Below are 22,707 nucleotides of genomic sequence, written 5' to 3' on the forward strand. Positions count from 1 at the left end.
AAGGCGGTACTATTTTTGAAATTTTGAGTTGTGATACGCGGCATTCAGCTGATGAATATGAATACGTTCGACCTCAACCTGCTACGGGTACTGGATGCGCTGCTGCGCGAGCGCAACGTTTCCCGCGCGGCGGAGCGCCTGGCGCTGAGCCAGCCGGCGGTGAGCAACGCACTGAACCGCCTGCGCGAGCTGCTCGATGACCCGTTGCTGGTGCGTGTCGGCCGGGCGATGCAGCCGACGCCACGGGCGCTGGAGCTGGAAGCGCCGATTCGCGACGCCCTGCAGCGCATCGGCCAGAGCCTGGCCGGTGGCGACACCTTCGACCCGGCGCGCAGCCGCCAGCGCTTTACCCTGGCGCTGACCGACTATGTGGAAGCGCTGTGCATGCCGCGCCTGCTCGACAGCCTGGGTGGCGCGGCGCCGGGCATGCGCCTGAGCATCCAGCACCTGACGCCGACACTGCCAGCCGAGGCGCTGGACAAGGGCAACCTAGACCTGGTGCTGGGGCGCTTCGAGGAATTGCCGGCACGCTTCCAGCGCCGCCCCTGGGCCAGCGAAACGCTGCGCCTGCTGGCCCGACGCGGGCATCCGCAGGTGGACGGCGGGCTCGATCTGCAGACCTTTCTCCAGCAGCGCCACCTGTGGGTTTCCGGCGGGCAGACCAAGGGCATGGTCGACCAGTGGCTGGCCAGCCAGGGACTCAAGCGGGAGGTCGCCTACACCACGCCGAACTACCTGCAGGCGGCGCACCTGGTGGCGACCACGGATCTGCTGACGGTACTGCCGACGCGCCTGGCCGTCTATTTCGCGGAGCTCTTGCCGTTGCAGGTACTGGAGTTGCCGTTTGATGTCGGACAGTTCCAGCTGGAACTGGTGTACCTCGCCCAGCGCGAGCGGGACACGGCGCTGCAGTGGTTGGTCGAGCGGATTGTCGAAGCGGCACCGGATTGAGGGCGGGGCACGCAAATGTGAACCTTGCGCTCGGGGGCTACCCTCACCCCCGCCCTCTCCCAGAGGGAGAGGGAGCTGTCCGCACCGGCTGATGGCACGGTTACAGCCGGCACGCTCCAGTCCCCTCGCCCTCTGGGAGAGGGTTAGGGTGAGGGAAGACACAGGCTCGGGGGCGGGCGGTGTGCAGAAGAAAGCAGAAACGCGCCCGGAGGCGCGTTTCGTGGGGGTCAGAAGCGATCGCGAACGATCGTCTCTGCCAGCGGCAGGCGACCGATGCGCGGCTTGGCTTCCACGGCCTGTTTACCGACAGCGATCATCAGGCCGATGGCGTGACTGGCCGGCAGGTTGATCAGCTTGCCCACGGCGTCGAAGTCGAAACCGACCATAGGCACGCTGTCCAGGCCACGGCCGCGGGCGGCGAGCATCAGGGTCTGGGCCACCAGGCCGCAGCTGCGCATGGCTTCGTCGCGCTGGGTCTGCGACTTGCCTCTGTAGTAGCCGTCGATGGCGCCGACCATGTAGTTCTTCACTTCAACCGGGGCGCCGTCCCACACTCGCTCGGCGTTCTGCTCCCAGCTATCGACCTGCGCGCAGACGATCACCAGCATCGACGCCTCGGTCATCTGCACCTGGTCCCAGCCCGCCGCACGGATCTGCGCGCGCAACTGCGGGTCGCTGACTTCCACCAGGCGCACGTGCTGCAGGTTGAAGGAAGTGGGCGCGAGCAGCGCCTGTTGCAGCAGGTCGTCCTTCTCCTCACGACTCATCACGTAGGAAGTGTCGAAACCACGGATGGAACGGCGGCTGCGGATGGCGTCTTCGATCAGCATGGAAAATCCTCTGGCTGGCATGGGCGGGAATGGCGCGCATGGTAAGCCGAGAGGAAGTCCCGTTGCAGAGCGGCGTATCGATAATGTCCATCCAGCGTTTCGATGGAACGGCGCGGGCGCCCGCCGGGTCAGGCGAGTACCCGCGAGGGATCAGCTCTCCAACGCTTCCACGGGTGCGGCGGTAGCCTGCCGCTGCTTGGGCGAGGTGAAGCTCAGGTAGCCGTCCTCGACCTTGCCGAAGCGCAACAGGGCCAGGTCCAGCGCGTAGTTCTGGTAGAGCTTCCACGGCGTGCGGTCGCCCTGTTTGGGCATGCGGTCGGCGGCGCGCTGAATGTAGCCGGAGTTGAGATTGAGGAAGGGTTCTTCCTTCACCGAACCGTCAGTCTGGCGCGGCGTGCACTGGCGCATGCCGATGGCGTCCAGGTGGTTGATCAGGCGGCAGAAGTACTCGCTGGAGAGGTCTGCCTTGAGCGTCCAGCTGGCGTTGGTGTAGCCGACGATAGCGGCCAGGTTGGGCAGGTCGCGCAGCATGATGCCGCGATAGCCCATGCTCTGGGTGACGTCGAATGGCTTGCCGTCGATGGCCAGTTCCGCGCCGCCGAACATCACCAGGTCCAGCCCGGTGGCGGTGACGATGACGTCCGCCTCCAGCACCTGCCCGGACTTCAGCAGGATGCCCTTCTCGCTGAAACGCTCGATATGCTCGGTGACCACCGAGGCACGGCCCTGGCGCAGTGCCTTGAACAGGTCGCCGTCCGGCACGCAGCACACGCGCTCGTCCCACGGCTTGTAGCGCGGGCTGAAGTGGCGCATGTCGAAGTCCTTGCCCAGTTGCAGGTTGGCCAGCTTGAGCATCAACTTGCGCACCGCGCCGGGGAACATCTTGGAGGCCATGAAGAAGACCATCTGCATGGTCACGTTGCGCGCCCGCGCCTGGCGATACACCCACTTCTCCGGCAGGAAGTTGCGCAGGAAGTTGGAGATCGGGTCCTTCGCCGGCAGCGTGATCACGTAGGACGGCGAGCGCTGCAGCATGGTGACATGGGCCGCCTTGTCGGTCAGCGACGGCACCAGCGTGACGGCGGTCGCGCCGCTGCCGATCACCACGATGCGCTTGCCGCTGTAGTCGAAGTTTTCCGGCCACAACTGCGGGTGGATGACCTGCCCGCCGAAGCTTTCGCGTCCGGCGAATTCCGGGGTGTAACCGGCGTCGTAGCGGTAGTAGCCGGTGCACATGAAGAGGAACTGCGCGCTCATGCGCACCGGCTCCGCTTCGTCGCCGCGCTGCACGCTGAGGTTCCAGCGCGCCGTGTTGCTGTCCCAGTCGGCCTTGAGCACGCGGTGGCGGTAGCGCACCTTGTCCTCGACGCGGTACTCGCGGGCGGTCTCGCGGATGTAGTTGAGAATCGACGGGCCGTCGGCGATCGCCTTGGGGTCGGTCCAGGGCTTGAAGTTGTAGCCCAGGGTGTACATGTCCGAGTCGGAACGGATGCCCGGGTAGCGGAACAGGTCCCAGGTACCACCCATGGCCTCGCGGCCTTCGAGGATTGCGTAGGACTTGCCGGGACACTGCTTCTGCAGGTGACAGGCGGCGCCGATGCCGGACAGGCCGGCGCCGATGATCAGTACATCCAGGTGCTCGACGGACATGCTTGGGGCTCCTCGGCCGTTAGGCAGGCAGTGCCTGGTGAGTCTAGGAGGAATTTCCTCCCCTCACCCTACAAGCAGCCCGGGCGGCATCACGCCGACCTTTAGTCGTGCGTGGCGCCGCCGTATTCAGGCGGTCAGAGCTGCGCCTGTACCCAATCGCGCACCTGGGCGTAGGGGTAGTCTTCCAGCGTCGCGTAGCCCGGCAAGCCACGCGCGCGCATGCGGGTGAAGGCCGGCACGCTGATGCCACAGAGGAAGCGCGTGATGCAATCGGCGCTGGGCTCGGCGCCTCGCGCGCTGCGGTACTTCTCCAGGAAGGCAGCGCAGCGGTTATGCAGCGACTGGCCATCCAGGGCTGGCAGCACGGGCGGCTCCGGCAGGCGGGCGACATGGCCGGCGCACACCGAACAGTGGCCGCACTGGCGCGGCGCCTGCTGGTCGCCGAAGTACTGGGCGAGGCGCCAGCTCAGGCAGTCCGAGCTGCCCAGCAGATCGAGCATGGCGCCGATGCGGGCGATCTCGCTTTGCTCATGGCGCTTGAAGTAGTCGTGCAGTGCTTCGCTCAACTGATCCACAGCGAAGGACGCATCGCGCACCGAGTACACCTCGGTCATCTGCTTGCTCTCCAACTCCACCCAGCCGCGCTCCTGGAAGTAATCCAGCGCCTTCACCACCCGCGCGCGCTCGGCGCCGTGGCGGCTGTAGAGGGTGTCGAAGTCCAGGGTCGCCCAGGTCCGCGCGCGGGCCGAAGTCGTCAGGATGGCATCGACGAACTGGCGCCGCTCGCCTTCGAAATGACTCAGCAGCTCGGCGGAATTGACCAGCAACTTGTAGCGATATTCGGCGAAATAAGCGAAGCGCGGCGCGATGATGCCGCGCAACTCCAACTGCACCAGCAGCGTCTTCAGCGGCAGTTGGCGGATGTTGGACTGGTCCGACAGCGGCACCAGCATGGTTTCCCACTGGCCGCCTTGCTGCCCCCCGGAGGCCTGGCGGATTTCCTCCAGCACGGTGCGGATGCCTTCACGCTCGGGCGTGTCGCCGTAGACGAAGTTCTCCAGCACGTTGAGGCTGTCGCGGTTGGCCAGCACCAGGCACTCCGAGCGCTGGCCGTCGCGGCCGGCGCGGCCGATCTCCTGGCTGTAGTTCTCCAGCGACTTGGGCAGGTCGTAGTGCACCACCTGGCGGATATCGCTCTTGTCGATGCCCATGCCGAAGGCGATGGTGGCGACGATGCAGTTCAGCCGGCCCTCCATGAAGCGGCGCTGAATGCCTTCGCGCTCGGGGTGCTCCATCCCGGCGTGGTAGGCGTAGGCGGGGATGCCGCGCTCGGCCAGGTGCGCGGCGACGTCCTCGGCGGTCTTCTGCTGGGTGACGTAGACGATGGCCGGCTGGCCCGGACGCTCGTGCAACCATTGCACCAGGCGGGCACGGCGGGCGGCACTGGAGATCGGCTCGATCTGCAGGTCGAGGTTGGCGCGGTAGAAACCGGTGGTGACCACGTCGCTCTCGGCGATGGCGAACTTGGCGCGCATGTCGGCGATCACCGCCGGCGTTGCCGTGGCGGTGAGCAGCAGCACCTGGGGAATGCGGAACTGTTTCTGGTAGTCGGGCAGCTTCAGGTAGTCGGGGCGGAAGTTGTGGCCCCATTCCGAAATACAGTGCGCCTCGTCCACCACCAGCAGGGAAATCGGCACCTCGCTGATGAAGTTGCGGAAGCGCTCGTTCTTCAGGCGCTCCACCGAGATCATCAGCACCTTCAATTCGCCGCTGCGCGCGCGGGCCATGGTCTGCGCGGTCTGCTCGCGGCTCTGCGCCGAATCGATGCTGGCGGCGGCAATGCCGTGGCGGGCCAGGAAGGCGAGCTGGTCCTGCATCAGCGCCAGCAGCGGCGAGACCACCAGCGTCAGGTGCGGCAGCAGCAACGCCGGCAACTGGTAACACAGCGACTTGCCCGAGCCGGTGGGAAAGATCGCCGCCGCCGAGCGCCCGGCCAGCACGGCACTGACCGCCACCTCCTGGCCGGGGCGGAACTGGCGGAAACCGAAGACGCGTTCGAGGGTGTCGTGCATGGGGATAACTCCTTTCATGGGCGTCCACCCAGCCTAGGAAGCGCTTTTGCAGGAACGCGCCATGTTCGTGATCGCGGGTGAAGCACTCCTACAACGGCAAGAGCCCCTCACCCTAACCCTCTCCCGCAAGCGGGAGAGGGAACCGTTCAGTACAGGGTGGCAGCACAGCGTCAGCCGGTGCGACCTGCCCCTCTCCCTCTGGGAGAGGTTGGGTGAGGGCAGGCGTTGGCGCTGACTCCCCAGGACAACAGTTGCTCCTATAAAGAAGCTCGGGCGGCGAGACGAGAAATGAAAAAGCCGCCCGAAGGCGGCTCTTTCCAGAACAGGCTCGCTTACAGCTGCGGGCCGGCGTTCTTGATGGCGTCGCTCACGTCGAACTTCTTGAAGTTGTCGATGAACTTGCTGGCCAGGCCCTTGGCGGCTTCGTCGTAGGCAGCCTTGTCTTCCCAGGTGTTGCGCGGGTTGAGCAGGTTGGTCTCGACGCCCGGAACGACCTTCGGCACGTCCAGGTTGATGATGTCCAGGTGCTCGGTCTCGGCACCGATCAGAGCGCCGCTCTGGATGGCCGCGATCACACCACGGGTGGTCGGGATGTTGAAGCGCTTGCCGACGCCGTAGCCACCGCCGGTCCAGCCGGTGTTGACCAGGTAGACCTTGGAACCGAAGGCCTGGATGCGCTTGATCAGCAGCTCGGCGTAGACGCCGGCCGGGCGCGGGAAGAACGGTGCGCCGAAGCAGGTGGAGAAGGTCGACTTGATGCCGCCGCCCGAACCCATTTCGGTGGAACCGACCAGCGCGGTATAGCCGGACAGGAAGTGGTAGGCCGCCTGCTCGTTGTTCAGGATCGACACCGGCGGCAGAACGCCGGTCAGGTCGCAGGTCAGGAAGATCACGGCATTGGGCTCGCCGCCGAGGTTCTTCTCGGAACGCTTCTCGACGTTTTCCAGCGGGTAGGCCGCGCGGGAGTTCTGGGTCAGGCTGTCATCGGCGTAGTTCGGGGTGCGGTTTTCGTCGAGGACGACGTTTTCCAGCACGGCGCCGAACTTGATGGCTTTCCAGATGACCGGCTCGTTCTTCTCGGACAGGTCGATGCACTTGGCGTAGCAGCCGCCTTCGATGTTGAAGACAACGCCTTCGCCCCAGCCGTGCTCGTCGTCGCCGATCAGGTAGCGGCTTTCGTCGGCGGACAGGGTGGTCTTGCCGGTGCCGGACAGACCGAAGAACAGGGTCACGTCGCCGGCTTCACCGATGTTCGCGGCACAGTGCATCGGCAGCACGTCTTTTTCCGGCAGCAGGTAGTTCTGCACGCCGAACATGGCCTTCTTCATTTCACCGGCGTAGCGCATGCCGGCGATCAGCACTTTCTTCTGGGCGAAGTTGAGGATCACGCAGCCATCGGAGTTGGTGCCGTCACGCTCGGGCACGCACTCGAAGTTGGCGACGTTGAGCACCTGCCATTCTTCACGGCCAGCCGGGTTGTACTGCTCGGGCTCGATGAACAGCGCGCGGCCGAACAGGTTCTGCCAGGCAGTGGCGGTGGTCATCTTGACGGCCAGGTAGTGATCCGCTGCGGAACCTACATGAACGTGGGAGACAAAGTGTTCCTGGGCGTTATTGAAGGCCTGGACACGGTCCCACAGGGCATCGAACTTGTCGGCCGGGAACGGACGGTTGATGGCGCCCCATGCGATGGAATCCTTGCTGCCCGGCTCTTCGACGATGAAACGGTCGGCAGGCGAGCGGCCGGTGCGGTGGCCGGTTTTCACGACCAGCGAGCCGTTGTCGGCGAGTTCGCCTTCGCCGCGGCGAATGGCTTCCTCGACCAGTTGGGCAACGCTGATATCGGTGTAAACGGCTTTGTTGGCTTGCGTCATGTGGGTCCCCGTCGGCCGAAGCCGAGTCCTCCAAACATTGCGTAGTGACTTCTGATTCCCACTACCGCGGAAAAAAGTCGCGGGATTATGCCAGAAAAGAAATGGCCAAGTGCAGCCTCTGATCTGGCGAGAGCGCCATTGGTTCGGCTATCGGACAGATAGATGCGGTCAATGGCGGGTTTCTGACGGTGTCTGGCTACCGCCGCCCGAGAACAGCTGGGCAACGTCCGAACCGTCGAAGCGATAACGCTGATTGCAGAACTGGCAGTCGATGACGATCTCGCCATCTTCCTCGGCCAGCAGGCGTTCGGCGTCCTCCTGCCCAAGACTGACCAGCGCGTTGGCCGAGCGTTCCCGCGAGCAGCTGCAGCGGAACACCAGCGGCTGCGGATCGAACAGGCGCACATCGTCCTCGTGATACAGGCGATGCAACACGGTGGCGTTGTCCAGGCCCAGCAATTCCTCGGCGGTGAGGGTATCGGCCAGGGTGGTGACGTGCTGCCAGCTGGCTTCCCGCGACTCAGCGTCGCGCTGGCGGTCGGCCGGCAGTTGCTGCAGCAGCAGGCCACGGGCGCGACGGCTGTCGGCATTGAGCCAGAAGCGGGTCGGGAGCTGCTCGGACGTGGCGAAATAGGTCGACAGGCAGTCCGCCAGGGTCGCGCCCTCCAGCGGCACGATGCCCTGGTAGCGCTTGCCGTTCTTCGGGTCGACGGTGAGGGTCAGGACGCCATGCGGCATCAGCTCGGCGAGCCCCGCGGCATCACCGATGGCCTGCGCATCGTAGCGGGCCAGGCCGCGCACTTCGCGATCACTGGAGCACTCGACCATCAGCAGCGGCACCGCGCCGCTGGAGCGCGCCTGCAGCACCAGCAGGCCGTCGAACTTCAGGGTGCCGCAAAGCAGCGCGGCGGCGGCTAGCATTTCTCCGAGCAGCTGGGCGACCGGCTGCGGATAGGGGTGTTTGGCCAGCACTTCGGCGTAGCTGCGGTCGAGCTCCACCAGCTCACCACGGACATCGGTGTTGTCGAACAGGAAACGCTGACTTTGATCGATTCTGGACATGCTGGGCACAACGCTGCGATATGCACAAATAAATGACAAGTTGATGGCAAAGGCCTATAAAGCGCGCTTTGCAGCACCCACCCATATTCGAGTGGTTCCGTAAGGGGGTATCGATTTTATGGACAAAACCACGCCGTTCCAAGCCACCTGGTCCTGGAAGCCCTTCATCGCCTGTCACCTGATGGCGCTCGCCCTGCTTCTGCTGTGGCTCTGGGCCCCCACCCGCAGCGCGATGGACCTGTTCGATTTCAGCCTGTTCAGCCTGCTCAACCAGCCGCTGGCGAGCAATGAAACCTGGCGCATGACCTGGGCCGTGGCCAGCACCCGGCCGTTCGACCTGTTGGTCGGGGTGATCCTCCTGCTCCTGCTGATCCGTGGCGACTGGATCTTCAAGGCGACCCAGGCCCGCGCGGCGACCTTCGGCTTCCTGTGTGCGGCGGTCGTCCTGGTGGTGGTGCGCATTCTCTACGCCAAGATCGCCCACAAGCTGGGCTGGCAGCACGCGAGCATTTCCAGCGTCGCGCCGGATGCGGTACGCCTGGAGCAGTACTTCCCGCAGTGGGAAAACACCGCGTTCGAGGTGAAGGACGAATCCGCCCGCAGCTTCCCCGGCGACCACGCCTCAGTACTGCTGATCTGGGCGCTGTTCCTCACCCTGTTCGCCCGCAACGCCCTGCAGTGGGTGGTGATCTGGGGCCTGGCGCTGCTGTTCATGCTGCCGCGCCTGGTGGCCGGCGCGCACTGGGGCCAGGACGACTACATCGGCGGCGTGCAGATGGCTCTGGTAGCCCTGGCCTGGAGCTGCTTCACCCCGTTCGCCGCCAAGGGCAGCGCCGCCCTGGTGCGCTGGACCGATCCGCTGTTCCGCCTGGCCGCGAAAATCCCGCTGCTCAATCGCCTGAGCGTCGTCGCCGCCTGACGACCGAAGGCTCCCGGCGAGGCGCCCATGGCCCTCGCCGGCTGCTCACTCCTGGTCGCGGAAGCTGAACAACTGGCGGCGCTGCTTCTTGGTCGGCCGCCCGTCAGTCTGCACGCCCAGCGCCCCCGCCTTGCGCATCGCCGAAGCATCCTCGCGGCGCTTCACGCTATCGACGGTTTCCTCATACAGCAACTGCGCCTCGGGCGCGCCACGACGCACCATCGACAGCGCCTTCACCACCACGGTGCGCTCGTCGAAGCCGGTGCGGATCACATATTCCTCGCCAACCTTGGGCTCCTTGCCCGGCTTGCAGCGCTCGCCCCGGCAGTGCACCTTGCCGCCGTCGATGGCTTCCTTGGCCAGGGAGCGGGTCTTGTAGAAGCGCGCCGCCCACAGCCACTTGTCCAGACGGACCTTGTCGTCGTCTTTTTCGCTCACTTCACAACCTCGTCATGCGGGTCTGAGAGTGTACCCCGCGCCCCGCTGGCGGGGCACAACCGGCCTGACTAGAATGCCGGCAAACGCCGGGGATACCTGTCTTGAAGACTTTCGACCAGCTGTCGGTAATTGGTCTGCGCGAATGGATCGCCCTGCCCGAACTGGGCATGGTCGGCCTGCGCGCGAAGATCGACACCGGCGCCAGCACGTCCACCCTGCACGCCAGCGACATCGTGCCGTTCCAGCGCGACGGCCAGGACTGGGTGCGCTTCATCGCCCATCTGGGCACCCAGGTGCAGCGCCGTCACCGTTGCGAGGCGCCGGTGGTAACAATGAAAACCATCAGGAGCTCCAACGGCCAGGCCCAGACCCGCTACGTGATCCGCACCCTGCTGGCGCTGGGCGACCGGGCCTGGTCGGTGGAGTTCACCCTGGCCTGCCGCAAGACCATGCGCTACCGCGTGCTGCTAGGCTCCAAGGCTCTGGTCCACGGCCAGCTGGTGGTCAACCCGGGCCTCACCTACGTGCAAGACAAACCCCTCATCATGGTTCCCGCCACCCTTCCAGGTGATCAATGAAAATTGCTGTGCTGTCGCGCAATCCGCGTCTGTATTCCACCCGTCGGCTGGTGGAGGCCGGGCAGCAACGCGGCCACGAGATGGTGGTGATCGACACCCTCCGCGCCTACATGAACATTGCCAGCCACAAGCCGCAGATCCACTACCGTGGCAAACCGCTGGAAGGCTTCGACGCGGTGATCCCGCGCATTGGCGCCTCGGTGACCTTCTATGGCTGCGCCGTGCTGCGCCAGTTCGAGATGATGGGGGTGTTCCCGCTCAACGAATCGGTCGCCATCGCCCGCTCCCGCGACAAGCTGCGCTCGTTGCAACTGTTGTCGCGCAAGGGCATCGGCCTGCCGGTGACCGGCTTCGCCCACTCCCCGGATGACGTGCCGGACCTGATCGAGATGGTCGGCGGCGCGCCGCTGGTGATCAAGCTGCTCGAAGGCACCCAGGGCATCGGCGTAGTCCTCTGCGAGACGGAGAAGGCCGCCGAATCCGTGCTGGAAGCCTTCATGGGGCTCAAGCACAACATCATGGTGCAGGAATACATCAAGGAAGCCGGCGGCGCCGACATCCGCTGCTTCGTGGTCGGCGACAAGGTGATCGCCTCGATGAAGCGCCAGGCGGCGGCCGGCGAGTTCCGCTCCAACCTGCACCGCGGCGGCAGCGCCAGCCTGATCAAGATCACCCCGGAAGAGCGCATGACCGCCATCCGCGCCGCCAAGGTGATGGGCCTGCACGTCGCCGGTGTCGACATCCTGCGCTCCAACCATGGGCCGCTGGTGATGGAGGTGAACTCCTCGCCGGGCCTGGAGGGCATCGAAACCACCACCGGCAAGGATATCGCCGGGGTGATCATCGAGTACCTGGAGAAGAATGGCGGCCCGCATCTGGCGCGCACCAAAGGGAAAGGGTGAGCCGGGGCTTTCGCGACGCATGCGTTGCGCCGGCGAACGACTGGCCAAGGAAGGCCTGGCAGGGGTCACAGAGAAGCACGTAGCCACGACAGGGATGTCAGGAACAAAATCCCATGACGCCCCCTTCAGCACGGCATGGGGCTTCCCCCCTCACCCCAGCCCTCTCCCAGAGGGAGAGGGGGCCGTCCGTGCCGGCTGACATCGCAGCTTAATCCTGCGCCGATCAGTTCCCTCTCCCTCGGGAGCGGGGCGCGTAGCCAGGGTTAGAGTGAGGGGCCGCATGGCAGCCAAACCAACATGAAGCACCGAGCCCTCGAAGTTCCAGCTCCAAGCTTCATTGCCCCACGGAACCCTTCGCGAGCAAGCTCGCTCCTACAGTTCTCCTGAAGTAACCGGAATCCATTCATGCCCGCCTCCCGCCCCCATGCCGAACTCAAATGGTCGCCCATCGAAGGCCGTGTCGCGCTGGTCGCGCCGGCTTCGGCGATCGCCGAAGAAGTGCTCGAAGCGACCCTGCGCCAGCTGGAAGTACAAGGTGTGGAGTACCACCTTGGCGCCCACGCCGAGGCGCGCTATCGCTATCTGGCGGGAACGCCTGAAGAACGCCTGGAAGACTTCCACGCTGCCTTCGAACGGGACGACGTCAGCGCCGTCTGGTGCCTGCGCGGTGGCTACGGCTGTGGACAGCTCATCCCCCAGCTGGACTGGCGGCGCATCCAGGCCGCCTCGCCGCGTCCGCTGATCGGCTTCTCGGACATTTCCATCCTGCTCAGCGCCTTCCATCGCCAGGGCTTGCCGGCGATCCACGGCATGGTCGCCACCGGCCTGGGCCTGCAACCGCTGAGCGCGCCCAGCGAGCAGCGCGAGCGCCTGGCCTCACTGGCGTCGATCAGCCACGTACTGGCCGGCGGCCCCGGCAAGCTGGCAGTCCAGCACCTCGCCGGGCCGAAACGCGCCGTGCAAGGCGAACTGATTGGCGGCAACCTCACCGCGCTGGCCTGCATGGCCGGCACCGCGGGTGCGCTGTACGTACCGGACGGAGCGATCCTGATCCTCGAGGACGTCGGCGAGCCCTACTACCGTATCGAGCGCAGCCTCTGGCAACTGTTGAACAGCCTGAACGGCGCACGTCTGGGCGCCATCTGCCTCGGCACTTTCACCGACTGCCCGCGCAAGGGCGTGGCCCACAGCCTGGAAGAGATCTTCGCCGAGTACGCCGCGACGCTGGGTGTCCCGCTCTACCACGGTCTGCCCAGCGGCCACGGCGCGCAGAACCGCGCCTGGCCCTATGGGCGCCAGGCGGTGCTGGAAGGAAAATCCCTACGCTGGGATTAGAGTCTGCTCAGGATCTCGCGAGCTGGAGCAGAACAAGGCGAGGACAGCTGAGAAAGCGCAGTTGATTGCAGTCAATGAGCACTTCCCGGCTGGCCGCAACGCCGTTGTGCCGACGCGCAGCAGATCGCAAGCAGGCTCTTAATGCGCGTCGCGTGGCAGCAGCAACCCGAGCGGCAGGCAGACGCGCGCTTCCACGCCACCACCCTCGCGGTTGCGCAGTTCGATGCTGCCACCGTGCTGTTCGGCAATGCGCTTGACGATGGCCAGGCCGAGGCCGGTGCCCTTGCCACCGCGCGCCTTGTCGCCACGGAAGAAGGGATTGAAGATGTTGTCCAGCTCCTGCGGATCGACCCCCGCGCCGCGGTCCAGCACGCTGAGCACCACGTAGGGCGCCCCGCCACCGCCAGCCACATGGGCCGCCACTTCGACCTTGCCGCCACCGTGGTTGAGGCCGTTCTCGATCAGGTTGCCCAGCAGGCGCTTGATCGACACCCGACGGAAGCGGAACAGCGGCAGCGTCTCCAGGCACAGGCGCACGCGGTTGCCGGTCTGGTTGAAGGCATCGGCCACCTCGCGGATCAGGTCGGCAAGGTCACCCTCTTCCACCGGCTCGTCGCGGCCATCGCGGATGAAGGCGAGGAACTGGTCGAGGATGGCATCCATGTCCTCGATGTCACGCACCATGTCCTCGACCATCTCTCGGTCGCTTTCGGGCATCAGTTCCAGCGACAGGCGCAGGCGCGTCAATGGCGTGCGCAGATCGTGGGAAACCCCCGCCAGCATCAGCTCGCGCTCGCGCCCACCCTGCTCGACATCATCGGCCATCTGGTTGAACGCGCGGTACACCTCGGCCATCTCGCTCGGCGTTTCCGGCCCCAACGGCAGGCGCACACTACGGCCCTTGCCGAACTCGCGGGAGGCAAACACCAGGCGCTTCAGCGGCTGGCTGAGCAGGCGCACGAAAATCCACGCGGCAGCCGTGGACAGCAGGCCGATGCCGAGGAACCAGCCCAGTACACTCCAGATCTGCTGGCCGCGCAGCGGGTGCGGATAGAGCGGCACGCCGATCCAGCCGTCGCCCAGAGTCGGCGCGCGCACCCAGAGCATCGACGGATGGTGGATGCGCAGCCGCGTCTCGGTATCGATACCCAGCTCCATGCGCATCTGCCGCTGGAAGATTTCCGTGTACGGCCAGTGCACTTCCTCCGGCTGCCCCTGCTCGTGGGGCGCCCACTTCAGCCCGGCGGACTGGGCGATGGCCTCGCGCGATTTCTCGTCCGCCGCCCAGTAGGCGCGCACGGTCAGTGCCGCGCCATGGCTGTACTGGCGGTCGACCAGCATGTCTTCGTTCATCAGCAGGTAGACCAGGGTCAGCGCCTTGGAAAACAGCACGACGATAAGCACCAGCCAGAGGGTGCGGGCGAAGAAGCTTTGCGGGAACCAGAGGGGGGTTTTCATAGGGCAGCGGCAGGCTGCAGGCCATAGGCGTCAGGCCAAAGCGGAAAGGACACACCCCGCCTGTAGCCTGCCGCTTGTAGCCTGCAGCTTAGCGTTTGGCTCCATCCGGCACGAACACGTAACCCACACCCCAGACGGTCTGGATGTAACGCGGCTTCGACGGATCGGGCTCGATGAGTCGGCGCAGGCGGGAAATCTGCACGTCGATGGAACGCTCCAGGGCGTCCCACTCGCGGCCGCGGGCCAGGTTCATCAGCTTGTCGCGGGTCAGCGGCTCGCGAGCATGCTGCACCAGGGCCTTGAGCACGGCGAACTCACCGGTGGTGAGCATGTGCACTTCCTCGCCCTTCTTCAGCTCGCGGGTGGCCAGGTGCAATTCGTAGTCGCCGAAGGTGACGATCTCGTCCTCGCCCGCCGGCGCGCCCGGCACCAGCGGCGCCTGGCGGCGCAGCACGGCCTTGATCCGCGCCAGCAGCTCGCGCGGGTTGAACGGCTTGGCCAGGTAATCGTCGGCGCCCTGCTCCAGGCCGGAGATACGGCTGGACTCGTCACCCTTGGCGGTGAGCATGATGATCGGGATCTGGTTGTTCGACTCGCGCAGGCGCTTGCATGCGGAGAGGCCATCCTCGCCGGGCATCATCAGGTCCAGCACCACCAGCTGGAACAGCTCGCGGGCCAGCAGACGGTCCATCTGCTCGGTGTTTTCGACGGCGCGGACACGGTAACCCTGCTCATCGAGGAAGCGCTCCAGCAGTCGGCGCAGGCGCGCGTCGTCATCGACCACGAGGATCTTTTCGCCTTCCGGCAGGGTGGCAGCGTTCGTCATGGAAACTCCCAGAATCTGATTCGGCGGGCATTATCGCCCAGCAGCCGTGCATCACGGCTTGTCCATTGTTAGCAGATTTTTCCCCGACCAGCCGCCCACCCGGTGAAATTGTCGTGGGTATAATGCGGCGCTTTTGCGGCGGGGCGTTGTCACAGAGCCTGTCGTGAGGCCGGGAACTCCGGTCCTGACGTCCCGTAATTCGATTGTTTTGTCAGGTGGATTCATGGACAGCATCAACACCCGTATCGCCGAAGAGCTTTCCGCACTGCCCTCCGGCCGCGTTCAACCGCAGCAAGTCGCCGCTGCCGTCGCCCTGCTCGACGAAGGCTCCACCGTCCCCTTCATCGCCCGCTACCGGAAAGAAGTCACCGGCAGCCTGGATGACACCCAGCTGCGCATGCTCGAAGAGCGCCTGCGCTACCTGCGCGAGCTGGACGAGCGCCGTGGCGCGATCCTCGCCAGCATCGAGGAACAGGGCAAGCTGACCCCGGAACTGGCCCGCGAGATCAACCTCGCCGACACCAAGACCCGCCTCGAAGACCTCTACCTGCCCTATAAGCAGAAGCGCCGCACCAAGGGCCAGATCGCCCTGGAGGCCGGCCTGGGCGAACTGGCCGATGCGCTGTTCGCCGACCCGAGCCTGACACCGGAAAGCGAAGCCGCGCGCTTCGTCGATGCCGAGAAAGGCTTCGCCGACACCAAGGCCGTGCTCGAAGGCGCCAAGTACATCCTCATGGAACGCTTCGCCGAGGACGCCACGCTGCTCGACCGCCTGCGCAGCTTCCTCAAGGACAACGCCACCCTGACCGCACGCCTGGTGCCGGGCAAGGAAACCGAGGGCGCCAAGTTCAGCGACTACTTCGAGCACGACGAGCCGCTGAAGAACGCGCCGTCGCACCGCGCCCTGGCAATCTTCCGTGGCCGCAACGAAGGCGTGCTGAGCGTGGCCCTGAAAGTCGGCGAAGAGCTGCCGGGCACCTCGCACCCCTGCGAAATCATGATTGGCGAGCGCTTCGGCATCGCCAACCAGGGCCGCGCCGCGGACAAGTGGCTCGCCGAAGTGGTGCGCTGGACCTGGAAGGTCAAGCTCTACACCCACCTGGAAACCGACCTGCTGGGCGAGTTGCGCGAAGGCGCCGACCTGGAGGCGATCAACGTCTTCGCGCGCAACCTGCACGACCTGCTGCTGGCCGCCCCGGCCGGCCCGCGCGCCACCCTGGGCCTGGACCCGGGCCTGCGCACCGGCGTGAAGGTCGCCGTGGTCGATGCCACCGGCAAGCTGCTGGACACCGCCACCGTCTACCCGCACGTGCCGAAGAACCAGTGGGACCAGACCATTGCCGTGCTCGCCGCGCTGTGCGCCAAGCACCAGGTGGAGCTGATCGCCATCGGCAACGGCACCGCCAGCCGCGAGACCGACAAGCTGGCCGCCGAACTGATCAAGAAGTATCCGGCGCTCAAGTGCACCAAGATCATGGTCAGCGAGGCCGGCGCTTCGGTGTACTCGGCGTCCGAACTGGCCGCCAGGGAATTCCCGGAGCTGGACGTGTCGCTGCGCGGCGCCGTCTCCATCGCCCGCCGCCTGCAGGACCCGCTGGCCGAGCTGGTGAAGATCGAACCGAAATCCATCGGCGTCGGCCAGTACCAGCATGACGTCTCCCAGCTGCAGCTCGCGCGCAGCCTGGACGCGGTGGTGGAAGACTGCGTGAACGCCGTGGGCGTGGACGTGAATACCGCCTCCGCCGCCCTGCTGGCGCGCATCTCCGGCCTGAACAGCACCCTGGCGCAGAACATCGTCGCGCACCGCGACGCCAACGGCGCCTTCAAGACCCGCGACGAACTGAAGAAAGTCAGCCGCCTGGGCGAGAAGACCTTCGAACAGGCCGCCGGCTTCCTCCGCGTGATGAACGGCGACAACCCGCTGGACGCCTCCGCGGTGCACCCGGAAACCTACCCGCTGGTACAGCGCATCGCTGCCGACACCGGCCGCGACGTGCGCTCGCTGATCGGCGACTCGGGTTTCCTCAAGCGCCTGGACCCGAAGAAATTCACCGACGAACAATTCGGCCTGCCCACCGTCACCGACATCCTCAAGGAACTCGACAAGCCCGGCCGCGACCCGCGCCCGGAGTTCAAGACCGCGGAGTTCCAGGAAGGCGTCGAGAGCCTGAAGGACCTCACCCCCGGCATGGTCCTCGAAGGCGTGGTGACCAACGTCACCAACTTCGGCGCCTTCGTCGATATCGGCGTCCACCAGGACGGCCTGGTGCACATCTCCGCGCTGTCGGAGAAGTTCGTCAAGGACCCGTACGAAGTGGTCAAGGCCGGTGACATCGTCAAGGTCAAGGTCATGGAAGTGGACATCCCGCGCAACCGCGTCGGCCTGTCCATGCGCATGGGCGACACCCCCGGCGAGAAGGTCGACGGCCCGCGCGGCGGCGGCCGTCCCGGCAACGGCGCATCGCGTGGCGAACGCAGCGCCCCGCGCCAGCAGGAGAAGGCTCCGGCAAACAACGCCATGGCCTCGCTGTTCGCCAACGCCAAGCAACTGAAGAAGAAGTAAGGAAGGTCCATGAGCGAGATGCCCGCCCGCGAGCTGATGATCAGCCGCTTCAGCGACACCCTTGGCGTGCAGCCGATCCGGGTCGCCGATGGCGAAGCCGAGGTGCTGCTGCCGATGGCCGAGCACCTGCGCAACCGCGGCAACGTCATGCACGGCGGCGCACTCTTCACGCTGATGGACATGACCATGGGCCTGGCCTGTTCCAGCTCCCATGGTTTCGACCGGCAGAGCGTCACCCTGGAATGCAAGATCAACTACATCCGCGCGGTCGCCGAAGGCGAAGTGCGCTGTGTGGCGAAGGTCCTGCATGCCGGGCGGCGCACGCTGGTAGTGGAAGCCGACATCCACCAGGGCGACAAGCTGGTCGCCAAGGGACAAGGCACCTTCGCCCAGCTGTAATTCGCCCCGCGACAACTGACCTATGCTGTACGCCGGAGCCCCGGATTTGCGGGCACCGGCACAACGTCTGCGAAAAACCAGGCGACCACGCCGGTTGTTCTCCCCTTGTAGACCGCCCAGTCCACCCCCATAGTGGGGCGATTGCCGTGTGAAGGACTTCCAACTTGAGCGACCAACTCTCCCGCCGCCTGGCCCTGCTTGGCGATGCCGCCAATCTGTCCCTGCTCACCCAGTGCCTGCACGGTATCGAGCGCGAATGCCTGCGCGTCGATGAACGCGGCAAGCTCGCCCTGACCCCGCACCCGCGCGCCCTCGGCTCGGCACTGACCAACCCGCAGATCACCACGGACTACTCCGAATCGCTGCTGGAGTTCATCACCCCGACCTCCACCAGCGTCGAGAAGACCCTGGAAGAACTGGGTGACATCCACCGTTTCGCCAATCAGAAACTCGATGGTGAATACCTGTGGAGCCCGTCCATGCCCTGCGAGCTGCCGGATGAAGAGACCATCCCGATCGCCCGCTACGGCAGCTCGCACATCGGCCGTCTGAAGTACGTCTACCGCAAGGGCCTGGCCCTGCGCTACGGCAAGACCATGCAGTGCATCGCCGGCATTCACTACAACTTCTCTCTGCCCGAGGGCATCTGGGAGCTGCTGCGCCAGGACGAAGGCAGCGAGAAGAGCCCGCGGGACTTCCAGTCGCACCGCTACATCGCGATGATCCGCAATTTCCGTCGCTACAGCTGGCTGCTGATGTACCTGTTCGGCGCCTCGCCGGCCCTCGACGCCGGCTTCCTGCGCGGCCGCCCACACGGCCTGGAAGCCTTCGACGAACACACGCTTTACCTGCCCTACGCCACCAGCCTGCGCATGAGCGACCTGGGCTACCAGAACAACGCCCAGGCCGGCCTGACGCCCTGCTACAACGACCTCGACAGCTACATCGACAGCCTGCGCCGCGCGGTGAGCACGCCGTACGCGCCGTACGAGAAGGTCGGCACCAAGGTCGACGGCGAATGGGTGCAGCTCAACACCAACATCCTGCAGATCGAGAACGAGTACTACTCGAGCATCCGTCCGAAGCGCGTCACCTACACCGGCGAGCGCCCGATCCAGGCGCTGATGGCCCGCGGCGTGCAGTACGTCGAGGCGCGCTGCCTGGACATCAACCCGTTCCTGCCGCTGGGTATCGACGTCACCGAGGCGCGCTTCCTCGACGCCTTCCTGCTCTACTGCGCGCTGTCCGACAGCCCGCCGCTGGGCGGTTGCGAGTGCGGTTCGGCGACCAGCAACTTCCTCAAGGTGGTCAAGGAAGGGCGGCGTCCGGGGCTGAAGCTCGAGCGCGGCGGCCAGCAGATCGCGATGCAGGACTGGGCCAACAGCCTGCTCGACGCCATCGCACCGATCATCGATCTGCTCGATCGCGCCAACGCCGGCAGCCTGCACGCGCAGAGCCTGGCCGAGCAGCGCGCCAAGGTCGCGGATGCCGACCTGACGCCTTCGGCGAGGGTTCTCGCCGAGATGCGCGAGCGCGGCGAGAGCTTCGAAGCCTTCGCCCTGCGCTACAGCCGCCAGCACGCCGAATCGCTGCGCAGCGAGCCGCTGAGCGCCACGGAGCAGGCACGCTTCGAAGGCATGGCCAGCACTTCCCTGGCCGAACAGGCGGAGCTGGAGAACCAGCCCGAAGGCGATTTCGACACCTTCGTCGCCGCCTACCAGGCGAGCATCCTCGGTCTGCTCAGCGTCTGACGGTGCAAGAAATCGCTGACGTGCAGCTCATAGAGTTCTGATCGGCAACCTGCGAGGGCGGAGGGGAGAATCCTCTCCTCCTTGCGGATCGCCGCCGGCCCGACCGGCGCGATCCGCGCAAGACCTCGCAGGAAACCTTCCCATGCCCTCCCAATCCCCCTCATGGACGCTTCATCAACTGGAAGTCGCCTACCAACAGGGCTATCTGGAAGCGCTGCTCAAGCGCGCACCCCGCTGCCCCGCCCACGAGGTGCTGGCGGCCAGTTGGGAAGCAGGCTGGCGGGATGGCGCCGAACGGCTGCGCCAATGGCAGGACAGGCTGCCTGCCGCCACTGCCGCGCCGCGCAAGGTGCCGCGCCTGAGCGCGCGGATCAGGCGAACCGAACCGGACGAGCGCAGCTGATCAGAGCGTCTTCTCGAACACCTGGGAATTGCGCTGGTAGTTGTACAGCGACGCCCGAGCCGCCGGCAGACGTTCCACGCTACTGGGCTGGAAACCGCGCTCGCGGAACCAGTGGGCGGTCCTGGTGGTAAGCACGTAGAGGGTCTTCAGACCGAGGTTGCGTGCGCGCTGCTCGATACGCTCGAGCAGGTCGTCGCCGCGCCCGCCGTGGCGGTATTCCGGATTCACCGCCAGGCACGCCAGCTCGCCCGAATCGGAATCGGCGATCGGATAGAGCGCCGCGCAGGCGATGATCAGCCCTTCGCGCTCGACGATGCTGAACTGTTCGATCTCGCGCTCCAGCACTTCACGTGAACGGCGTACCAGGATGCCCTGCTCTTCCAGCGGGCGAATCAGTTCCAGCAATCCGCCGACATCCTCGATGCCTGCTTCGCGCAACTGCTCGAATTGCTCCTGGGCGACCAGGGTGCCGTTGCCGGTGCGGGTAAAGAGCTCGCTGAGCAGCGAACCGTCCTCGGTGTAGCTGACGATATGGCTGCGCCGCACACCCGCGCGGCAAGCCTGGGCGGCGGCGTCGAGCAACTCGCCCTGATAACTCGAGCCGAGGCGCTCCAGGTGCGCAGGCACCTGCTGCGGGCGCAACTCGCGCACCAGCTTGCCGGCCTCGTCCATCAGACCGCGCTCGGCTCCGTAGAGGATCAGCTTGTCCGCCCCCAGGTCGATGGCCGCACGCATGGCCACGTCTTCGCAGGCAAGGTTGAAGATTTCCCCGGTGGGCGAATAACCCAGCGGCGAGAGCAGCACGATGCTGCGCTCATCGAGCTGGCGGTTGATGCCCTTGCGGTCGATCCGCCGCACTTCGCCGGTGTGGTGGTAGTCGATGCCATCGACCACGCCGATCGGCCGCGCGGTGACGAAATTGCCCGAAGTCACGCGCATCCGCGAGCCCTGCATGGGCGAGGCCGCCATGTCCATCGACAGGCGTGCCTCGATAGTGATGCGCAGGCTGCCCACCGCGTCGATCACGCAGCCCAGGGTCGGCGCATCGGTGACCCGCAGGCCGCGATGGAAACGCGGCGCCAGTCCATGGGAGGCCAGGCGCGCCTCGATCTGCGGGCGCGAACCATGCACCAGCACCAGGCGCACGCCCAGGCTGTGCAGCAGCACCAGGTCGTGGACGATATTGCCGAAGTTGGGGTCTTCGACGCCCTCGCCGGGGAGCATCACCACGAAGGTGCAGTCCCGGTGCGAGTTGATGTAGGGGGAGGCGTGACGCAGCCAGTTGACGTAGTCGTGCATTGCTTGAAAAGCCTGTCGTTCGAGTGGGCGAAAATCTGTCGGATGCGGCCGAAAGGCGGCCAGTGGCGGCGCGGTTATCGTCGTCGCAGGAACATCGACAGGTTTCTCCTCTTGTGTACGTTGGGCCCGCTTTCCGGGCGCTCTACAGGCAACTGCCTACGCGGGGCTCGCTATAGACAGTAATGACGGATCAAGCCGCGCAGCAACGCTACGGTCGGCTCGATGCGGTCCAGTTCAAGGTGTTCATCGGGCTGGTGGGCACAGGCGATGTCGCCGGGGCCCAGCACCAGGGTCTGGCAGCCGAGCTGCTGAAGATACGGTGCTTCGGTGCCAAAGGCTACCGCTTCCGCCGTGTGCCCGGTCAGACTTTCGGCCAGTCGCACCAGCTCGCTCTGCGCCGGCTCCTCGAACGGCGGCACGGCAGGGAACAGCGGTGCGTAATCGATCTTCACCGCATGGCGCTCGGCAACCGGCTGCAGGCGCTCGCGGATCGCCTGGCGCAGCGCCTCTGGCGCCATTCCCGGCAGCGGGCGCAGATCGAACTCCAGGGCGCACTGGCCGCAGATGCGGTTGGGGTTGTCGCCGCCGTGGATGCAGCCCAGGTTGAGCGTCGGCTGCGGCACGCTGAACTGCGGGTTGTTGAATTCCTGCTGCCACTGGCTGCGCAGGGTCTGCAACTCGCCCATCACCGCCTGCATGGCCTCCAGCGCGCTGCGCCCCAGGCTCGGGTCGGAGGAATGGCCACTCTGCCCGAGGATGTCGATGCGCTCCATCATCACACCTTTATGCAGGCGGATCGGCTTGAGGTTGGTCGGCTCGCCGATCACCGCGGCGCGCCCCAGCGGGCGCCCGCCGTCGGCCAGTGCGCGGGCGCCAGCCATGGAGCTTTCCTCGTCGCAGGTGGCGAGGATGATCAGCGGCTGCCTGAACGGCTGTTCCAGCAGCGGCAGCAAGGCCTCGATGACCAGGGCGAAGAAGCCCTTCATGTCGCAGGAGCCCAGGCCGAACCAGCGCCCATCGCGCTCGGTCAGGCCCAGTGGGTCGCTTTTCCACAGGGCTTCGTCGTAGGGCACGGTGTCGGTGTGCCCGGCCAGCACCAGGCCGCCGGGGCCGCTGCCCAGGGTGGCGATCAGGTTGAACTTGCCCGGCGACACCGGCTGCATCTCGCAGGCAAAGCCCAGGTCCACCAGCCAGTTGCCAAGCAACTCGACCACCGGGCGGTTGGACTGATCCAGCGCGGGCTGGGTACAGCTGACGGAAGGAACCGCGATCAGCTCGGCAAAGCGTTGTTTCAGGGGCGGCAACGGCATGGCGTCCTCCGAAGATGTGTTCCCACTATGGACCAAGCCACGCTGCGGTAAAACCTCGCGGCGCCCGGCAGGAACGCCGAAGTCCTG

19 protein-coding genes are annotated in these 22,707 nt (G+C 65.8%); 9 read left to right on the forward strand and 10 right to left on the reverse strand.

Going from position 1 to position 22,707, the window contains the following annotated elements; translation table 11 throughout:
- Positions 1 to 51: 51 nt before the first annotated feature.
- Positions 52 to 951 carry a LysR family transcriptional regulator gene (locus tag L6D89_RS06850; RefSeq protein ID WP_236171087.1) on the forward strand — a complete coding sequence of 300 codons (900 nt, stop codon included), beginning with the start codon at positions 52 to 54 and terminating at the stop codon, positions 949 to 951.
- Between the two features lie 227 nt (positions 952 to 1,178).
- Here L6D89_RS06850 and L6D89_RS06855 read toward each other — a convergent pair whose 3' ends face one another.
- The 5 genes from L6D89_RS06855 to hslO form a co-directional block, all read right to left on the reverse strand.
- The gene (locus L6D89_RS06855) at positions 1,179 to 1,781 is read right to left on the reverse strand and encodes a nitroreductase family protein (RefSeq protein WP_236199191.1); all 603 of its coding nucleotides are present in this window, start codon (positions 1,779 to 1,781) and stop codon (positions 1,179 to 1,181) included.
- A gap of 150 nt (positions 1,782 to 1,931) precedes the next feature.
- Positions 1,932 to 3,431 (reverse strand): flavin-containing monooxygenase, encoded by a 1,500-nt coding sequence (locus L6D89_RS06860; RefSeq protein ID WP_236199192.1) that lies wholly within the window; start codon positions 3,429 to 3,431, stop codon positions 1,932 to 1,934.
- Positions 3,432 to 3,565: 134 nt separating this feature from the next.
- The gene (locus L6D89_RS06865; protein WP_236199193.1) at positions 3,566 to 5,503 is read right to left on the reverse strand and encodes a RecQ family ATP-dependent DNA helicase; all 1,938 of its coding nucleotides are present in this window, start codon (positions 5,501 to 5,503) and stop codon (positions 3,566 to 3,568) included.
- Between the two features lie 332 nt (positions 5,504 to 5,835).
- A complete protein-coding gene (locus L6D89_RS06870) occupies positions 5,836 to 7,377 on the reverse strand; it encodes a phosphoenolpyruvate carboxykinase (protein ID WP_236171083.1) in 1,542 nt (513 codons plus the stop codon).
- A gap of 168 nt (positions 7,378 to 7,545) precedes the next feature.
- Positions 7,546 to 8,439 carry an Hsp33 family molecular chaperone HslO gene (gene hslO / locus L6D89_RS06875; RefSeq protein ID WP_236171082.1) on the reverse strand — a complete coding sequence of 298 codons (894 nt, stop codon included), beginning with the start codon at positions 8,437 to 8,439 and terminating at the stop codon, positions 7,546 to 7,548.
- 118 nt (positions 8,440 to 8,557) lie between these two features.
- Between hslO and L6D89_RS06880 the strand changes: the two genes are divergently transcribed.
- Positions 8,558 to 9,358 carry a phosphatase PAP2 family protein gene (locus L6D89_RS06880; protein WP_236171081.1) on the forward strand — a complete coding sequence of 267 codons (801 nt, stop codon included), beginning with the start codon at positions 8,558 to 8,560 and terminating at the stop codon, positions 9,356 to 9,358.
- Between the two features lie 45 nt (positions 9,359 to 9,403).
- Here L6D89_RS06880 and L6D89_RS06885 read toward each other — a convergent pair whose 3' ends face one another.
- Complete coding sequence (locus L6D89_RS06885; protein WP_236199194.1) at positions 9,404 to 9,796, reverse strand: RNA-binding S4 domain-containing protein; 393 nt, start codon at positions 9,794 to 9,796, stop codon at positions 9,404 to 9,406.
- A gap of 101 nt (positions 9,797 to 9,897) precedes the next feature.
- Here L6D89_RS06885 and rimB point away from each other — a divergent pair, with 101 nt between their 5' ends.
- From rimB to L6D89_RS06900, 3 genes are all read left to right on the forward strand, one after another.
- Entirely contained in the window at positions 9,898 to 10,374 is a 477-nt protein-coding gene (gene rimB, locus L6D89_RS06890; RefSeq protein ID WP_445009200.1) for a retropepsin-like aspartic endopeptidase RimB, read from the forward strand.
- Complete coding sequence (gene rimK / locus L6D89_RS06895; protein ID WP_038803545.1) at positions 10,371 to 11,276, forward strand: 30S ribosomal protein S6--L-glutamate ligase; 906 nt, start codon at positions 10,371 to 10,373, stop codon at positions 11,274 to 11,276. Before rimB ends, rimK begins: the two co-directional genes overlap by 4 nt.
- Before the next feature lie 405 nt (positions 11,277 to 11,681).
- The gene (locus tag L6D89_RS06900) at positions 11,682 to 12,611 is read left to right on the forward strand and encodes a S66 peptidase family protein (RefSeq protein ID WP_236199195.1); all 930 of its coding nucleotides are present in this window, start codon (positions 11,682 to 11,684) and stop codon (positions 12,609 to 12,611) included.
- A 138-nt stretch (positions 12,612 to 12,749) separates the two neighbouring features.
- Here the strand turns inward: L6D89_RS06900 and L6D89_RS06905 are convergent, their stop codons facing one another.
- Both L6D89_RS06905 and ompR read right to left on the reverse strand, forming a co-directional pair.
- Positions 12,750 to 14,069 (reverse strand): ATP-binding protein, encoded by a 1,320-nt coding sequence (locus L6D89_RS06905; RefSeq protein WP_236171079.1) that lies wholly within the window; start codon positions 14,067 to 14,069, stop codon positions 12,750 to 12,752.
- Positions 14,070 to 14,157: 88 nt separating this feature from the next.
- Positions 14,158 to 14,895: an osmolarity response regulator transcription factor OmpR gene (gene ompR / locus L6D89_RS06910; RefSeq protein WP_236171078.1), complete on the reverse strand. Its 738-nt coding sequence runs from the start codon at positions 14,893 to 14,895 to the stop codon at positions 14,158 to 14,160.
- Between the two features lie 223 nt (positions 14,896 to 15,118).
- Between ompR and L6D89_RS06915 the strand changes: the two genes are divergently transcribed.
- The 4 genes from L6D89_RS06915 (at position 15,119) to L6D89_RS06930 (ending at position 20,011) form a co-directional block, all read left to right on the forward strand.
- On the forward strand, positions 15,119 to 17,458 hold the full coding sequence (locus L6D89_RS06915) for a Tex family protein (protein WP_236199196.1): 2,340 nt from the start codon (positions 15,119 to 15,121) through the stop codon (positions 17,456 to 17,458).
- Positions 17,459 to 17,494: 36 nt separating this feature from the next.
- Entirely contained in the window at positions 17,495 to 17,857 is a 363-nt protein-coding gene (locus L6D89_RS06920) for a PaaI family thioesterase (RefSeq protein WP_373874935.1), read from the forward strand.
- Between the two features lie 164 nt (positions 17,858 to 18,021).
- Entirely contained in the window at positions 18,022 to 19,608 is a 1,587-nt protein-coding gene (gshA, locus tag L6D89_RS06925) for a glutamate--cysteine ligase (protein ID WP_236199198.1), read from the forward strand.
- A gap of 142 nt (positions 19,609 to 19,750) precedes the next feature.
- A complete protein-coding gene (locus tag L6D89_RS06930; RefSeq protein ID WP_236199199.1) occupies positions 19,751 to 20,011 on the forward strand; it encodes a ribosome modulation factor in 261 nt (86 codons plus the stop codon).
- Here L6D89_RS06930 and argA read toward each other — a convergent pair whose 3' ends face one another.
- Positions 20,012 to 21,310 (reverse strand): amino-acid N-acetyltransferase, encoded by a 1,299-nt coding sequence (gene argA, locus L6D89_RS06935; protein ID WP_236171074.1) that lies wholly within the window; start codon positions 21,308 to 21,310, stop codon positions 20,012 to 20,014.
- A 170-nt stretch (positions 21,311 to 21,480) separates the two neighbouring features.
- Positions 21,481 to 22,620 carry an acetylornithine deacetylase gene (argE, locus tag L6D89_RS06940; protein ID WP_236199200.1) on the reverse strand — a complete coding sequence of 380 codons (1,140 nt, stop codon included), beginning with the start codon at positions 22,618 to 22,620 and terminating at the stop codon, positions 21,481 to 21,483.
- Between the last annotated feature and the right edge of the window lie 87 nt (positions 22,621 to 22,707).

Source organism: Pseudomonas pseudonitroreducens (genome assembly GCF_021603645.1).
In the GTDB taxonomy this organism is placed as follows: Bacteria; Pseudomonadota; Gammaproteobacteria; order Pseudomonadales; family Pseudomonadaceae; genus Pseudomonas; species Pseudomonas pseudonitroreducens.

Bases quoted from the DNA above. Each gene is read 5' to 3' on its own strand.
- L6D89_RS06850 (WP_236171087.1), top strand. From the start codon at position 52: ATGAATATGAATACGTTCGACCTCAACCTGCTACGGGTACTGGATGCG.
- L6D89_RS06855 (WP_236199191.1), bottom strand. From the start codon at position 1,781: ATGCTGATCGAAGACGCCATCCGCAGCCGCCGTTCCATCCGTGGTTTC.
- L6D89_RS06860 (WP_236199192.1), bottom strand. From the start codon at position 3,431: ATGTCCGTCGAGCACCTGGATGTACTGATCATCGGCGCCGGCCTGTCC.
- L6D89_RS06865 (WP_236199193.1), bottom strand. From the start codon at position 5,503: ATGCACGACACCCTCGAACGCGTCTTCGGTTTCCGCCAGTTCCGCCCC.
- L6D89_RS06870 (WP_236171083.1), bottom strand. From the start codon at position 7,377: ATGACGCAAGCCAACAAAGCCGTTTACACCGATATCAGCGTTGCCCAA.
- hslO (WP_236171082.1), bottom strand. From the start codon at position 8,439: ATGTCCAGAATCGATCAAAGTCAGCGTTTCCTGTTCGACAACACCGAT.
- L6D89_RS06880 (WP_236171081.1), top strand. From the start codon at position 8,558: ATGGACAAAACCACGCCGTTCCAAGCCACCTGGTCCTGGAAGCCCTTC.
- rimK (WP_038803545.1), top strand. From the start codon at position 10,371: ATGAAAATTGCTGTGCTGTCGCGCAATCCGCGTCTGTATTCCACCCGT.
- L6D89_RS06900 (WP_236199195.1), top strand. From the start codon at position 11,682: ATGCCCGCCTCCCGCCCCCATGCCGAACTCAAATGGTCGCCCATCGAA.
- L6D89_RS06905 (WP_236171079.1), bottom strand. From the start codon at position 14,069: ATGAAAACCCCCCTCTGGTTCCCGCAAAGCTTCTTCGCCCGCACCCTC.
- ompR (WP_236171078.1), bottom strand. From the start codon at position 14,895: ATGACGAACGCTGCCACCCTGCCGGAAGGCGAAAAGATCCTCGTGGTC.
- L6D89_RS06915 (WP_236199196.1), top strand. From the start codon at position 15,119: ATGGACAGCATCAACACCCGTATCGCCGAAGAGCTTTCCGCACTGCCC.
- L6D89_RS06920 (WP_373874935.1), top strand. From the start codon at position 17,495: ATGATCAGCCGCTTCAGCGACACCCTTGGCGTGCAGCCGATCCGGGTC.
- L6D89_RS06930 (WP_236199199.1), top strand. From the start codon at position 19,751: ATGCCCTCCCAATCCCCCTCATGGACGCTTCATCAACTGGAAGTCGCC.
- argA (WP_236171074.1), bottom strand. From the start codon at position 21,310: ATGCACGACTACGTCAACTGGCTGCGTCACGCCTCCCCCTACATCAAC.
- argE (WP_236199200.1), bottom strand. From the start codon at position 22,620: ATGCCGTTGCCGCCCCTGAAACAACGCTTTGCCGAGCTGATCGCGGTT.